The 13,428-nt window shown below is 69.7% G+C and carries 15 protein-coding genes; 2 read left to right on the top strand and 13 right to left on the bottom strand.

What is annotated here, in order from left to right; all coding sequences use genetic code 11:
* Window positions 1–57: 57 nt before the first annotated feature.
* The 5 genes from AC11WY_RS01150 to AC11WY_RS01130 all read right to left on the bottom strand — a co-directional run bounded on the left by AC11WY_RS01150 (window position 58) and on the right by AC11WY_RS01130 (window position 3,856).
* Window positions 58–1,443 carry a sensor histidine kinase gene (locus AC11WY_RS01150; RefSeq protein ID WP_482921667.1) on the bottom strand — a complete coding sequence of 462 codons (1,386 nt, stop codon included), beginning with the start codon at window positions 1,441–1,443 and terminating at the stop codon, window positions 58–60.
* The gene (locus AC11WY_RS01145) at window positions 1,444–2,106 is read right to left on the bottom strand and encodes a response regulator transcription factor (RefSeq protein ID WP_482921665.1); all 663 of its coding nucleotides are present in this window, start codon (window positions 2,104–2,106) and stop codon (window positions 1,444–1,446) included.
* Window positions 2,106–2,414 carry a PepSY domain-containing protein gene (locus AC11WY_RS01140; RefSeq protein ID WP_482921663.1) on the bottom strand — a complete coding sequence of 103 codons (309 nt, stop codon included), beginning with the start codon at window positions 2,412–2,414 and terminating at the stop codon, window positions 2,106–2,108. Before AC11WY_RS01140 ends, AC11WY_RS01145 begins: the two co-directional genes overlap by 1 nt.
* Before the next feature lie 84 nt (window positions 2,415–2,498).
* Window positions 2,499–2,933 (bottom strand): D-aminoacyl-tRNA deacylase, encoded by a 435-nt coding sequence (dtd, locus tag AC11WY_RS01135; protein WP_482921661.1) that lies wholly within the window; start codon window positions 2,931–2,933, stop codon window positions 2,499–2,501.
* Complete coding sequence (locus AC11WY_RS01130; protein WP_482921659.1) at window positions 2,933–3,856, bottom strand: carbohydrate kinase family protein; 924 nt, start codon at window positions 3,854–3,856, stop codon at window positions 2,933–2,935. The genes dtd and AC11WY_RS01130 overlap by 1 nt, the downstream gene beginning before the upstream one ends.
* A 143-nt stretch (window positions 3,857–3,999) precedes the next feature.
* Here AC11WY_RS01130 and AC11WY_RS01125 point away from each other — a divergent pair, with 143 nt between their 5' ends.
* Entirely contained in the window at window positions 4,000–4,419 is a 420-nt protein-coding gene (locus AC11WY_RS01125) for an Hsp20/alpha crystallin family protein (protein ID WP_482921657.1), read from the top strand.
* A 155-nt stretch (window positions 4,420–4,574) separates the two neighbouring features.
* On the opposite strand, the gene AC11WY_RS01120 is transcribed toward AC11WY_RS01125, so the two are convergent.
* The 7 genes from AC11WY_RS01120 to AC11WY_RS01090 form a co-directional block, all read right to left on the bottom strand.
* Window positions 4,575–5,543, bottom strand: a complete 969-nt coding sequence (locus tag AC11WY_RS01120; RefSeq protein ID WP_482921655.1) for a phosphoribosylaminoimidazolesuccinocarboxamide synthase — start codon at window positions 5,541–5,543, stop codon at window positions 4,575–4,577.
* Window positions 5,544–5,639: 96 nt separating this feature from the next.
* A complete protein-coding gene (locus AC11WY_RS01115) occupies window positions 5,640–6,749 on the bottom strand; it encodes a primosomal protein N' (replication factor Y) - superfamily II helicase (RefSeq protein WP_482921653.1) in 1,110 nt (369 codons plus the stop codon).
* Between the two features lie 4 nt (window positions 6,750–6,753).
* Window positions 6,754–7,890, bottom strand: a complete 1,137-nt coding sequence (locus AC11WY_RS01110; protein WP_482921651.1) for an SPFH domain-containing protein — start codon at window positions 7,888–7,890, stop codon at window positions 6,754–6,756.
* 38 nt (window positions 7,891–7,928) lie between these two features.
* Window positions 7,929–8,870 (bottom strand): DUF2927 domain-containing protein, encoded by a 942-nt coding sequence (locus AC11WY_RS01105; RefSeq protein ID WP_482921649.1) that lies wholly within the window; start codon window positions 8,868–8,870, stop codon window positions 7,929–7,931.
* A gap of 7 nt (window positions 8,871–8,877) precedes the next feature.
* On the bottom strand, window positions 8,878–10,059 hold the full coding sequence (locus AC11WY_RS01100; RefSeq protein ID WP_482921647.1) for a toxic anion resistance protein: 1,182 nt from the start codon (window positions 10,057–10,059) through the stop codon (window positions 8,878–8,880).
* Window positions 10,060–10,089: 30 nt separating this feature from the next.
* On the bottom strand, window positions 10,090–10,974 hold the full coding sequence (locus AC11WY_RS01095; RefSeq protein WP_482921645.1) for a 5-bromo-4-chloroindolyl phosphate hydrolysis family protein: 885 nt from the start codon (window positions 10,972–10,974) through the stop codon (window positions 10,090–10,092).
* Window positions 10,975–11,150: 176 nt separating this feature from the next.
* On the bottom strand, window positions 11,151–12,125 hold the full coding sequence (locus tag AC11WY_RS01090; protein ID WP_482921643.1) for a pseudouridine synthase: 975 nt from the start codon (window positions 12,123–12,125) through the stop codon (window positions 11,151–11,153).
* A gap of 77 nt (window positions 12,126–12,202) precedes the next feature.
* Between AC11WY_RS01090 and AC11WY_RS01085 the strand changes: the two genes are divergently transcribed.
* A complete protein-coding gene (locus AC11WY_RS01085; protein ID WP_482921641.1) occupies window positions 12,203–12,658 on the top strand; it encodes a nucleoside deaminase in 456 nt (151 codons plus the stop codon).
* A 74-nt stretch (window positions 12,659–12,732) separates the two neighbouring features.
* Here the strand turns inward: AC11WY_RS01085 and AC11WY_RS01080 are convergent, their stop codons facing one another.
* Window positions 12,733–13,428, bottom strand: coding sequence for a metal-dependent hydrolase (locus tag AC11WY_RS01080; RefSeq protein WP_482921639.1), 696 nt, complete (start codon window positions 13,426–13,428; stop codon window positions 12,733–12,735).

Raw genomic sequence — 13,428 nt, 5'->3', positions numbered from 1 at the left:
GGACGGTTCAGGCGGTTGGGTTCGCCCGGGCGCCACCTTGCCGCATCCCCGCTGACGTCAGGCTGACGCCGCGCGCCCCTCGCCGCGATGGGCGCGCGCCTCGGGCAGCGTCAGCGTGACGTCGAGCCCGGTCGCACCCTTGCGGTTCGCCAGCGTCAGCGTGCCCCCGGCGGCGGCAATGATTTCCGCCGCGATCGACAGCCCCAGCCCGGTGCCGCCGCCCCCGGTATCCAGCCGCGCCCCGCGCGCCAGCAACTCGGTCAGCCGGTCTTCGGGAATGCCGGGGCCATCGTCCGACAGCACCAGCGTCACCCCGTCGACCGTGCGCCGCCCGGCGACGCCGACATGGGCGCGGGCGTGGCGGGCGGCGTTCTCGATCAGCGCCCCCAGCGCCTCGGTCAGGTCGTCGGCGTCGATCCGGGCCGCCAGCCCTTCGGGCACGGTCACCGTCCAGTCGATCCGCTCCCCCTCGGGGGTGCGGCGGATCACCGACAGCACGCGCGCGACAACCGGCCCCAGGTCGCATTGCGCGGCGGGCGCGCGCGCCGCGATGCGGGCGCGGGTCAGTTCGCGGTCGACGTGGCGGTGCATCACCCCGGCGATGTCCTCGATCGCCTCGGCGGACTCGTCCTCATCCTTGTCGCGCAGTCGCCCGGCCTCGCCGTAAAGCGCCTGCAGCGGCGTTTTCAACCCGTGCGCCAGATCGGCGGCGCGGGCGCGGGCGCGTTCCACATCGGCCTCGCGCGCCGCGATCAGGGCATCGACCTCGCTGGCCAGCGGGCGGACCTCGGTCGGGAAATCCTCGCCCAGCCGGGTGCTGATCCCTGACCGGATCGCCGCCACCCGCGCCCCCACGGCCGCCAGCGGGCGCAACCCGATCGCCACCTGCGCCCAGCCCGCCACGATCAGGAACCCCGCCAGCAGCGCCAGATAGGGCGTCATGTCCTTCACGAAGGATCGTCCCTCGGCGGTCAGGTCCGCCCGGTCCATCGCCACCGCCAGCACCACCGGCGTGCCCCCCAGCCGCGCGGGCAGCCGCACATGGCGCTCCAGCGTCAGCACGGGTTCGCCGGCCGGGCCGGGCAGGTCGTATTGATGCACCGCGCCATCCACCACGCCGTCATCCGGCAACGGCAGCGTGAAATCCCACAGCGAGCGCGACCGGATCGTCAGGCCGGGCGCGCCGACCTGCCAGTAAAGCCCGCCGAGCGGGCGCTTGAAGCGCGGATCGCTGGGCGGTTCGGGCAACACAAGCTGGCCATCGGGGCCAAGGTCCAGCCCCGCCAGCACCTGATCAAGCTGGATGTTCAGGTCCGCCACCGCGCTGCGTTCGATATGCGCATTGAACAACAGCGACAGCCCCAGCGCCGCCAGCGCCAGCGCCGCGATCACCGAGGCCGCCCCGGCCGCGAACAGCCGCAGGTGCAGCGACCAGCGTTTCACCTAAGCCGAACCCTCCAGGAAATAGCCAAACCCCCGCCGCGTGCCGATGATCCCCGGTCCCAGCTTGCGCCGCAGCCGTGCCACCAGCGCCTCCAGCGCATTCGCCTCGCGCGAATCCTCGTCGCCGTAGAGGTGTTCCAGAATCTCCACCGGCGGCAGCACCCGGTCGCGGTGCAGCATCAGGTAGGACAGGAGCCGGTATTCCAGCGCCGACACCGTCACCGCCCGGCCTTCCACCGCAATCTCCATCCTGGCGGGGTCGAGCGCCAGCCGCCCGTGTGCCTGCATCGGCGTGCCGCGCCCGGCGGACCGGCGGATCAGCGCGCGGGCGCGCGCCACCAGTTCCTCCATCCGGAAGGGTTTGGGCAGGTAGTCGTCGGCCCCGGCGTCGATGCCTTCGACGCGGTCGGTCCAGGCCCCGCGCGCCGTCAGCACCAGCACGGGGGTCTCGCACCCGCCCGCCCGCCAGCGCTTCAGCACCGTCAGCCCGTCGAGCTTGGGCAGGCCGAGGTCAAGCACGATCAGGTCGTAGGACTCGGTATCGCCCCGAAACCACGCCTCTTCGCCGTCGCCGCAAAGCTCCACCAGAAACCCGGCCTTGGTCAGCGCCGTGCGCAGGCTCGCCGCGATCCGCGGATCGTCTTCCACCGCCAGTACCCGCATCAGTCCTGTGACCCCTCGTTGCCGATCACCCTGCCGGTCACCGCGTCCACCTGCACCTCGATCACCTGGCCCTTGCTGTCGACGATCTCGAACTCATAGATCTTCTGCCCGCCGCTGTCCTCGTATTCGATGTCCACCACGTTGCTGCCATACGTCCGCTTGACCGCGGCGAGGATGCCGGCCAGCGGCAGAATCTCGTGCTGCTCCACCGCCTCGCGGGCGCGGTCCTGATCATCGTCATCGGCCCGTGCCGACCGGGGGGCCGACAGGGCGAGGCAGAACAGGGTGAGCACGAGAAGCGGTTTCATGGGCCTGTGTCTTGGCACCCCCCGCCTGACGGCGGGCTGACGGGCGCGAGGTCGCGAAAGACTAGGCCGGATCGGCGGGCCCGGCTAGACCTCGATCCAGATCGTGACCGGTCCGTCATTCACCAGGCTCACCGCCATGTCGGCGCCGAACGCGCCGGTGGCGACGGGAAAGCCTTCGCCGCGCAGCGCCTGGGCGAAAGCCTCGTACAGGCGGCGGCCCTCGGCGGGCGGGGCAGCGGTGGAAAAGCCGGGGCGGTTGCCGCGCAGGTCGGCGGCCAGCGTGAACTGGCTGACCACCAGCGCCGCCCCGCCGACATCGCGCAACGAAAGGTTCATCTTGCCCGCGCCGTCCTTGAAGATGCGCAGCCTGGCGACCTTCTGCGCCAGTTGCGCGGGCTTGTCGTCGCCGTCGCCCTGCATGGCACAGACGAGGATCAGCAGCCCCGCGCCGATCTCGCCGATCACCGCACCCTCGACCGCTACCGAAGCCTGGCTGACCCGTTGCAGCAGCGCGCGCATCAGACCAGTTCGCGCGCCCAGGGCGGGTTCGCGCCGGCGCGGCTGACGGTGACCGCCGCGGCCCGCACCCCCAGGCTCAGCGCCGCTTCCAGCAGCGCCCGGTCGGCCGCCGCGATGGCGGCCTTGGTCAGCGCGCCGCGCTGGTGCAGCGCCGCCAGCACGCCCGCGTTGAACGTGTCGCCCGCGCCCACCGTGTCGGCCACCACCACCTTCGGCGCCGCCACACTCACCGTATCGCGCGCGGTATAGGCGGTTGCCCCTTTCGCGCCCTCGGTGACGAACACCACCTTCGGCCCCTTGGCCAGGATGCCGCGCGCCAGCGCCGCGGTGTCTCCCGCGCCTTCGAGCCAGGTCAGATCCTCGTCCGACAGCTTCACGATGTCGGCCAGCGCCGTCATGCGGCCGACACGGGCGCGGTAGGCGGGCTCGTCCGGAATGAAGCTGGTGCGGATGTTGGGGTCGAGCATCGTCACCGTGCGCGGCGCCTCGCGGGCCATCAGCGCCTCGTAGGCGGCGCCCGCTGGTTCCTGACCGATGTAGATGCCGCCGAAGAACATCGCGCGCGGGGCGGTGGGCAGCGCGGGCAAGTCGGCCACCGACAGCATCCGCCCGGCGGTGTTCTCGTCGTAGAACGCATAGCTGGCATGGCCGTCGACCAGTTTCACGAAGGCCAGCGTCGTGGGTCGCGACGAGCGCGCGGCCAGCGTCGCATCCACCTGCGAGGCGGTCAGCGTGTCGGTCAGCACCTCGCCGAACAGGTCGGTGGAGAGGCCGGAGAAGAACCCCGACGGCGCCCCGAGCCGCCCGAGCGCGATGGCGGTGTTGAACACCGCGCCACCTGCGTAGGGGGCAAAGGCGGCCTCGCCCGCCGCGGTAACGCGGGGCAACATGTCGATCAGCGCTTCGCCGCAACTCAGGATCATCGGGGCCTCCCAGGGGCTTCGTCTTGCCGAGGTTTAGTGGCCCCCGCGCGAAGGGGCAACGGAATTGACGCAGGTCATGGTGGCGACTCGGGGCCCGGCGCAAATCTTTCAAAGCGCTGCCAACCAGCGAAAGGAGATCTGACATGGTCGAGAAATCCCATACGAGCGGCTTCTGGCCCTCGCTCTACGATCCGCTGCGCACGATGGGCAGCCGGATCGCCGAATGGGTCGCCCCCGCATCCGAGGCTTCGGTCAGCGATACCGCCTATTCCATTGCGATGGAACTGCCCGGCGTCGCCGAGGACGACATCCACCTGACCGTGGAGGATGGCGTGGTGACGGTCACCGGCGAGAAGAAGACCAGCCGCGAGGAGAAGGGCGAAAGCTGGTATTTCAGCGAGCGTCAGTTCGGCTCGTTCAGCCGCAGCTTCCGCCTGCCGCCCGATGCCGACGAGGCGGCGGTCAAGGCCGCGTTGAAGGACGGTGTGCTGACCGTGACGCTGCCCAAGCGCGCGCCGAGCCAGCCCGAGGGCGCCAAGCGGGTGCCGATCCAGAAGGGCTGACGCGCGGATGCAAGGATGACGGGGCAAGGGGCGTCAACGGCGCCCCTCTTGGTGGTCCGGCTTCTTCTTGGCGCCAAATACTCCCGCCGGAGGCTTCAGGCAGTGGCGGTCGGAGCCTCCGGCGGGAGTATTGGGCCCAAGAAGAAATCGCCAGGTCAGGTCTTTGCGCTGAAGAAGGGCGCGAGGTTGGCGCGAACGCGCGCCAGCGGTGTTGCGCCGGTGGTGTCGGGGATGAATTTCTGCCCGGTGATCCGTTCGTAGGCCTTGATGTAAACGCCGCTGGTGATCGCAATCATCTCGGCGGGAATCTCGGGGATCGGGTCGTGGTAGGGGTCGCAGCGCGCGGCGACCCAGGCGCGGATCACGTCCTTGTCGAACGACGGCGGCCGGGTGCCGGCGGCAAAGGCGGCCTCGTAGCCTTCGGCGATCCAGTAGCGGCTGGAGTCGGGGGTGTGAATCTCGTCGGCCAGAACGATGCGGCCCGCCGGGTCCAGCCCGAATTCGTATTTCGTATCGACCAGGATCAGCCCGCGCGCCCGCGCCATCTCCTGCCCGCGGGCGAACAGCTTCAGCGCATAGGCCGACACGGTATCCCACTGATCCTGCGTCAGCAGCCCGGCCTGCACGATCTGCGTCGCCGTCAGCGGTTCGTCATGGCCGCTGTCGAAGGCTTTCGAGGTCGGCGTGATGATCGGCTGCGGCAGCACCTGATTGTCGCGCAGGCCATCGGGCAGGGTGTGGCCGTACATCTGCCGCTGGCCCTTGCGGTAGAGCGTCAGCACCGAGGTGCCGGTGGTCCCGGCCAGGTAGCCGCGCACCACCATTTCCACCGGCAGGATGTCGAGCCGCTGGCCCAGCACCACGTTGGGGTCGGGGTAGCCCAGCACATGGTTGGGGCAGATGTCACCGGTGGCGTCGAACCAGAACCGCGCGGTCTGCGTCAGCACCTGCCCCTTCCAGGGGATACAGCACAGGATGCGGTCGAAAGCCGACAGCCGGTCGGACGCGATGATCAGCCGCCGCGGGCCATGGGTCGCATCGGCGGGCAGGTCGTAGTTGTCGCGCACCTTGCCACGGTAAAGGTTGGGCAGTTCGGGAATGATCGCGTCTTGCAGGATGCGCACAGCCGGGGTCGCCTTCTGTCGGGGCCGGGGATCAGCGGTCTATCGGCGGCGGCGGGGGCGGAGTCAACCGCCTGGCAACGCGCCCCCGCTTGGCCCTCAATGCGTCTTCTGGTAGTAGTAGGCCGCCGCGCCCGCCACGATCAGGCCCAGCACCACGGCAAAGCCGATCTTCCACTTCGACCACGGCCGCTCGCCCTGCACCTTGCCGGTCTGCGCGTTGACCACGAAGCGGTAGCTTTTCCCGCCATACTTGTAGGCCGCCATCCAGATCGGCAGCAGGATGTGCTTGAACGTCTCGGCGCTGGCCTGGGTCTGCACCGCCGAGATGCGCTGTTCGTCGCCGCCGATGTCGCGCCGGACGTCGCCCTGGATCACCGCGTCCATGCGGGCGCGGGCGATGGTGTGGCCATCCTCCGGCCCGACGGTGTAGCCCTCGGCCCGGAACCCGGCGAGGTAGTCGGTCGAATAGGCGCGCAGTTCAGCCAGCGTCCAGGGCTCCAGCCCGTCGACATAGCGGCGCGGCAGGCTTTGCGCAGCCATCACCAGGACGTCGTCGAACTGCCGCGACACGGTGCCCGACACCGGATACCAGTTGACGTGGCGCACCTGTTCCTGGCGCTGTTCGGTCTTGCCGTTGACCTGCACGGTGACGGTGCGCGTTTCATACCAGTATTCGCCGCGTTCGCCCTGATAGCGTGACAGCGTGTCGGCGTCGAACGTCCAGTAGGGCACATAGATGCCGGTCAGCGCGCGGCCCTTGCGGGCGTATTCCTGCAACCCGTTCGGCGCGAACCACAACCGGCCCAGCCAGTCGCTCATCGCCTGCCGGGCCTGCGCCTCGGTCAGCGTGAACGGCACCACACCCTGCGGCTTGAACTGCCGCGCGTCGCCGGTATCGGCCACCACGGGCGTCGCGCAGAACGGGCATTGCGCCGCGTGCACCGCCGGGTCGAGCGTGAACGCCGCGCCGCAGGACGGGCAGGTGACGGTGCGCACCGTTTCCATCGCGGCGGCGGGCAGGGTGTTGGCGACCGCCTTCAGGTAGTCGAGCTCCGCGATGCTGTCGGGCGCCACGTTCGCGGCACCCGGAATTGCCTGCGCATGGCCGCAGTGGCCGCAGACCAGTTGCGTCTGGCCGGGGGCGAAGGTCAGTTCCGCCCCGCAGGCCTCGCACTTGTAGTGCACATCCGTTGCCGTATCGGCCATCGCGTCAGGCTCCGGGCCCCGGCGGCGGGGGGGGCGGGAGCGGCGGCACGGTGGCGAAAAGCGGCGCAAGCTCGGCAACACCCGAGGCCGGTTTCCAGCCGTCATAGCCAGGCGCCCAGACCAGCGCGTCGCGTCCGAAACTGCCGGTGGCCAGCATCTGCGCCAGCGTGGCGCGCGGGAACGGCCCGGTCGTCGCCCCGTTGGCGGCGACGTGCCAGACCGGTTCGGCCGGGGGCGGTGGCGGCACCGGGGCGGCGGCGGCAGGCGCAGCGGCCTGCGGCGCGGCGCCCCAGGGCCCGGCGGCCATCTGCTGCGCCATGCCCATGCCCATCCCCATGCCAAGGCCGGCGCCCATGCCGGAATTCGGCGTCGCCGCCGACGAGGTCATCGCCTCGGCGGCCGAGAACTGCGAATACTTCGACAGGTCGCCCGCCAGCCCGACAGAGGTGCGCTTGTCGAGCACCTTCTCGACCTCTTCGGGCAGCGAGACGTTCTCGATGTAGAACTCGGGCAGGATAAGCCCGTAGGCGGCGATGGTCGGGTTGATCGCGGTGGTCACCAGTTTGCCGAGGTCGGCGGTGTTGGCCGCCATGTCCAGCACCGGAATGTTCGATTTGGCGATGACCTGGCTGAATTCCTGCGCGATCACGTTGCGGATCTGGTCCGAGATTTCATCCGACGTGAATTCGCCATCGGTCCCGACGATCTCTTTCAGGAAGGTGCCGGGGTCGGACACGCGCATCGAATAGGTGCCGAAAGCGCGGATGCGGACGGGGCCGAACTCGGGGTCGCGGCAGATGATCGGGTTCTTGGTGCCCCACTTCTGGTCGTTGAAACGGGTCGTGTTGACGAAATAGACCTCGGCCTTGAAGGGCGACTGGAAGCCGTGGTCCCAGTGCTGCAGCGTGGTCAGGATCGGCATGTTGTTGGTCTGCAACTGGTAGAGGCCCGGCGTGAACACGTCGGCCAGTTGGCCTTCGTTGACGAACACCGCCGCCTGGCCTTCGCGCACCGTCAGCTTGGCGCCATACTTGATCGCGTTGCCGCGCCGCTCGAACCGCCAGACCATCGTGTCACGGGTGTCGTCGGTCCAGGCGATGACGTCGATGAACTCGCCGCCGAGAAAGTTGAACAGTGCCAAGACGTCTCTCCTTCAGTGAGTCGCGGCCGCAGCCGGGGTCAAGAGTGGCCCGCCATCAGCTCTTGCGCAATCTCCCGCGCAAGCGGCTCGGCTTCGGGGGCGGTCATGCCGGGCGTGAAGCGCGGGTCGTAGAGCATCCGCAGGATCAGCGCATCCTGCGTGGTCAGATAGGCGAATTCCTGATCGTCGTTGAAGATCGAGGGCCGCGCGGCGGGGCTGTCGTTGGCCGGGCCAAGCGCCTGCGCCAGTTCCTCGTGATAGCAGGCGGTGCGCATCAGGTCGGGCAGTTCGGCCCGCACGATCGCGATCGCGCCGGAGTAGGTGTATTTGCCGGGCGGCGTGAAGTTGAACACGAAGCAGTAGATCGACAGCGGCATGTCGGTGAAGGTCTTCACCGCGACCTCGCTGATGCCCGGCACCATCGCGCGCAGGCGCGGCCCGAAGGCGCGGCGTTCATCCTCGGTCAGCACGAAGACGTTGAAGTCGGGCCTGTCGTCGGTCAGCCCGATCGGCAGCCCGGTCAGCCGCGACAGGCGCGCGTCATAGGCGGCGACGGTGGCCCGGTCACCCTGCTGCTCGGCCTCCGGCACGGTCGGCCCGAACTCCAGATGCATCCGGACCGGCATTTCCCATTTGCGGATCGGGTCTTGCTCGGCCCGGTCGATGTAGCCGGCCTTGCTGGGCGTGTATTCGTCGTAAAGCGCGATGCGCATGAAGTTGGCGGCCAGGATGCGCGCGTCATAGGGCGTGTCCGACCCGCCGCCATCGGTGCGCAGCAGCTCGCGCGACAGCGCGGCCTGCTGCATCCGGGTGTAGTAGGCGCGCACTTCGGCGCTGGCGGGCGTGTCGGCCGGCGCGGCGGGCGTGGCCGGCGACCGGTCCGCCACGGTCGGCCCGTCCGTCGCCATCGGCGCGCCGCAGCCCGACAGGGCCAGCAGCAACGCCAGAAGCGGCAGCGGGCGCGACCGGGGCGGAGTCATGGCCGGGTCACGCGGCGCCAGGGCCGGGCGCGGCAGCGGGTGTCGGCGTATGCGCCTTGGCGGCGGCCAGAGTGCCGCGCAGATCGGCCTCCATCTTCACCAGTTGCACCTCGGCGGCGGCGCGTTTTGCCTTGCCCTCGTCGGCGATCTGCAGGCTTTCGTTGATCGTGGCGATCAGGGTGTCGTTCGCCTTCTGCACCGCCTCGATATCGAACACGCCGCGTTCCATCTGGGTGCGCACCTCGCGGTTGGCGGTTTGCAGCGTCTCGGCGTTCTTCGTCAGCAACTCGTTGGTCAGGTCGGTGGCGCCCTTGATCGCCGTCGCCGCGTCCTGGCTGCGCTGGATCGTCACCGCCTGCGCCAACTGGCTTTGCCACAGCGGCACGGTGTTGACGAGCGTCGAGCCGATCTTGGTCACCAGGCTCTTGTCGTTCTCCTGCACCAGCCGGATCGAGGGCAGCGACTGCATCGTCACCTGCCGCGTCAGCTTCAGGTCGTAGACCCGGCGTTCCAGATCGTCGCGCGCGGCGCGCAGATCGCGCAGGGCCTGCGCCTTGAGCATCTTGTCGGCCTCGGCGGCACTGTCCGCGACCGACACGGCGGCCGGGATCGTGCTCTGGTCCAGTTCGCCCAGCTTCGCCTCGCCCGCCGCGATATAAAGCGCGAGTTCATTATAGAACCCCAGCGTCTTGGCGTAGAGCACGTCCAGCGCCTTGATGTCGATCAGGAGCTTGTGCTGGTGCATGTCCAGATCGTTGGTGATCTTGTCGATCTGCGCCTGCACCGTCTCGAACTGTTCCAGAAACTTCGCCACCGTGGTGCCGCCGCCGGTCAGCCGTTCCCACCAGCTCCGCTGCCGCCCCGGCTCCAGTTCGGTCGCCGAAAAGCCGCGGATCGTCACCACGATGCTTTGCAGGCTGTCGCCCGCCGGGCCGACATCCTTGTTCTTCACATCCTCCAGCATGGCGGCGGACACGGTGGTCAACTCGCCCTGCGCCGCCGATCCGAAGTTGATGATCGACTGCGTGTTGGTCACGTCGATCTCGGCCATCCGCTGGCGGATCGCATCGGCCACCGGGGCCGGGGCGGCCGCCAGCGCCACCACCTCGGCGGCGGGCAGCGGGAGGGCGGGCATGGCGTCGATCGCTGCGGCCACGGGCGTGGCGCTGGGGGTGGTTTCGTCGGTCATCGGGTGTCCTTTCCCTGTTCCGGCGGCGCCTCAGGGGCGCACGCCCTCCTGCTGCAACCGCTCGCGCAGCACGTCGATCTGAATGTCGAGGTTGATCTGGTCATTGGCCAGCAGTGCCTTGCTCTGCGAGGCGAAATTGCCCTCCAGGTCGCGCAGCAGCGCCTCGTACTTGTCGCGCGCGGCGGGGTCGCGGTGCTGCGCGTAAAGGTCGGCGAAGCCGATCGTCGCATCGCGCGCGCCCATCAGGTAGACGCCCAGATAGCGCCGCGCCGCGGTCAGGTCGCGCGGGTCGGCCTCGATCTGGCGAAACATCACCCGCGCGGTCGCGATGAAGCGGTCGACATGATCCGACAAGCCCCGGTCGCCCGCCCGCCGGATCGCGTCCTGCATCGCGGCAAGGTAGGCTTCCGCCCCCTGCACGGCGGTGGCCACCCGGTCCGTCTCGGCCGGGTCGATCCCGGCCAGCCCCTTGTCGGCCAGCGGGTCCGCCCCGAAGGCCGCGAGGTGCAGCCCGGCGCCCAGCACCGCGAAGATCGCCGGGGCCAGCAGGCTGCCGCCGGGATGATAGCCGCCCAGCGCCAGCCCCGCCCCGGTCAGCCCCGCGCCGAAGATCTTGCGCGGCAGCGCCGGGCGGCGCGCCACGGTGCGCGCGGCATAGGCCTCCTCGGCCAAAAGCCCCTCGCGCGTCATCCAGGCCGCCAGCAGCAACAGCCCGCAGGCGCCAAGGTCGATCGCAAGGCCAAGCGGCGACTGCCGGAACCCGGTCACGGCGAAGATCAGCGGCACGATGAACAGCGCATTGACCCGGCCCCCGGCAAGGCTGCGGCGCTGACCCTGAAACGGGCCCGGCGGCGTCGCGTCGCCCTTTGGGCGGGCGTTTTCGGGGCTGTATTTCCCGCCGAACCGTTCCGCCATCAGGCGCCCCCCGTCACGGCGACATAGACGATCAGCGCCAGCAGCAGGAAAAACGCGAGCTTCTGCAAGCCATTGCCACCCATCCCCGCACCCTCTCGCGATAGTTCAGCCGACAGGGCGGAATATAGGCGATGGCGCGCCGGTTCGGAAGCACCTCAAGGGGGAAAAGCCGCGCCTCATTCCCCCTTGCGGGGCGGGCGCGGTTTGCCGGGGCGCGGGGCTGCCGGGCCGCGGGGGCCCGTGGCGCCACCACGCGGCGCGGCGCCTGCGCCTTTCGGGCCGACGCCCGCGCCCTTGGGTCCGCCTGACCGGCGCGGCGCGTCAAGCTGCGTCCCTACAGGTCGGCGCGGTTTCGCCGGTCCCCCGGTCGCCGCCGGGCGCACTGGCCGCCGCTTCGGCGCCTCGGTGTCGTGGTCCTCCGGCGCCAGCCCAAGCTGATCGCGCAGCACGCGCGGCTTGACCTCCTCCACCGCGCCCGGCTCCATCTCGCCCAGCCGGAACGGCCCGTAGCTGATCCGGATCAGCCGGTTCACCACCATGCCGACCGCCGTCATCGCCCGCCGGATCTCGCGGTTCTTGCCCTCGCGCAGCCCGACCGTCAGCCAGGCATTGGCGCCCTGCTGGCGGTCGAGCGATACCGTCATCGCCTGAAACCGTTCGCCGTCCACCACCAGCCCGCGCCGCAGCGGCTCCAGCGCCGCGTCGTCGGGCCGCCCGTTCACCCGCACCCGGTACTTGCGCAGCCAGCCGGTCGAGGGCAGTTCCAGCCGCCGCTTCAGATCGCCGTCGTTGGTCAGCAGCAACAGCCCTTCGGAGTTCAGGTCCAGCCGCCCGACCGACATCACCCGCGGCAGCTCCGGCGGCAGGTTGTCGAACACCGTGTCGCGGCCCTTCTCGTCGGCTTCCGAGGTCACCAGGCCCAGCGGCTTGTAGTAAAGCCACAGCCGCGCGGGCTCCTTCGCCGCCAGCGGCTTGCCCTCGACCGTCACCCGGTCGGTCGGCGACACGTTCAGCGCGGGGCTGGCGATCACCTTGCCGTTCACCGCGACCAGGCCCGCCTCGATCATCCGCTCCGCCTCGCGCCGCGAGGCCACGCCCGCGCGCGCCAGCACCTTGGCGATCCGCTCGCCGTCTTTGTCTGTCTTGTCCATGCCTCGTTCCTAGCGCCAAACCGCGCTCAGCGAAAGCGGGCTTGCGCGGGCGCAGGGCGCGCGGCATCACGAGGCGTATGAGCCCCTTCACCAGTCCCATGCAGGCCGCCCTCGCCGAAGCCCGCGCCGCAGGTGCGCGTGGCGAGGTGCCGGTCGGTGCCGTCATCGTCGCCCCCGACGGCCGCATCGTGGCGCGCGCCGGCAACCGCACTCGCGAACTGGCCGACCCGACCGCCCACGCCGAAATCCTGGCGCTCCGCCAAGCCTGCGCTGCCGCGGGCTCGGAACGCCTGCCCGGCTACAGCCTCTACGTCACGCTGGAACCCTGCCCGATGTGCGCCGCCGCCATCAGCCAGGCCCGCATCGCCCGGCTTTACTACGGCGCCGCCGACCCCAAATCCGGTGGCGTGGCGCAGGGCCCGCGCGTCTTTGCCCACCCGCAGAGCCACCATGCGCCGGAGGTCTACGATGGCATCGGCGCAGAGGAATCCGCCGCCCTCCTCAAGGAATTCTTCGCCGCGAGGCGCGACTGAGCCGCGCCCCTCATCTTCCGTTTGAAAATATCCTGCGGGGGTGCGGGGGTGCAAAACCCCCGCTCGCTCCCGCGTCAGATCGTGATCGCCTCCAGCACCTGCGGCTCGATCACATCCACCCCCGGCAGCGCCGCCTTCAGCACATCGGCGTTCTGTTCCAGCAGCGGAAAGGTGCGGTAGTGGCAGGGGATCACCGTCTTGAAGGCGAAGAACGTCTTGCAGGCATAGGCCGCCCGCTTCATGTCCATCGTGAAATGGCCCCCCGCCGACAGGATGCCGATATCGGGCGTGTGCAGCGCGTTGAACACGCCCATGTCGGCCATCACGTCGGTGTCGCCCGACAGGTAGATCGTGTGGCCCTCGCCCGCGATCATGAACCCGGCCTCGTGCCCGGCATAGATCGGCGCGCCGTCCGGCCCCGCGACCGAGGACGAATGGCAGGCGTTCACCAGCGTCACCTTCGCCCCGTTCAGGTCAATCGTGCCGCCCTTGTTGAAGCCGATGCCCTTGATGCCTTCCTTGGCCTCCCACCAGCCGATCAGGTCATAGGTGCCGACCAGCGGAATCCCCAGTTCCTTGGCGACGACGAGGCCGTCGGCGCTGTGGTCGAAATGCCCGTGGGTGACAAGCACATGCGTCGCCCCCGCAATCGCCTCGGCGCGGCGGGCGGCGGGGAACATCGGGTTGCCGGTCAGCCAGGGATCGACGAGCAGCACGGCGCCCTCGATCTCGATGCGAAAGCCGGAATGGCCGAGCCAGATGATGTTCAT

It is taken from the genome of Solirhodobacter sp. (assembly GCF_964715405.1).
Note: the sequence above shows the minus strand (reverse complement) of the source record. Positions and strands in the feature narration are given on the sequence as shown.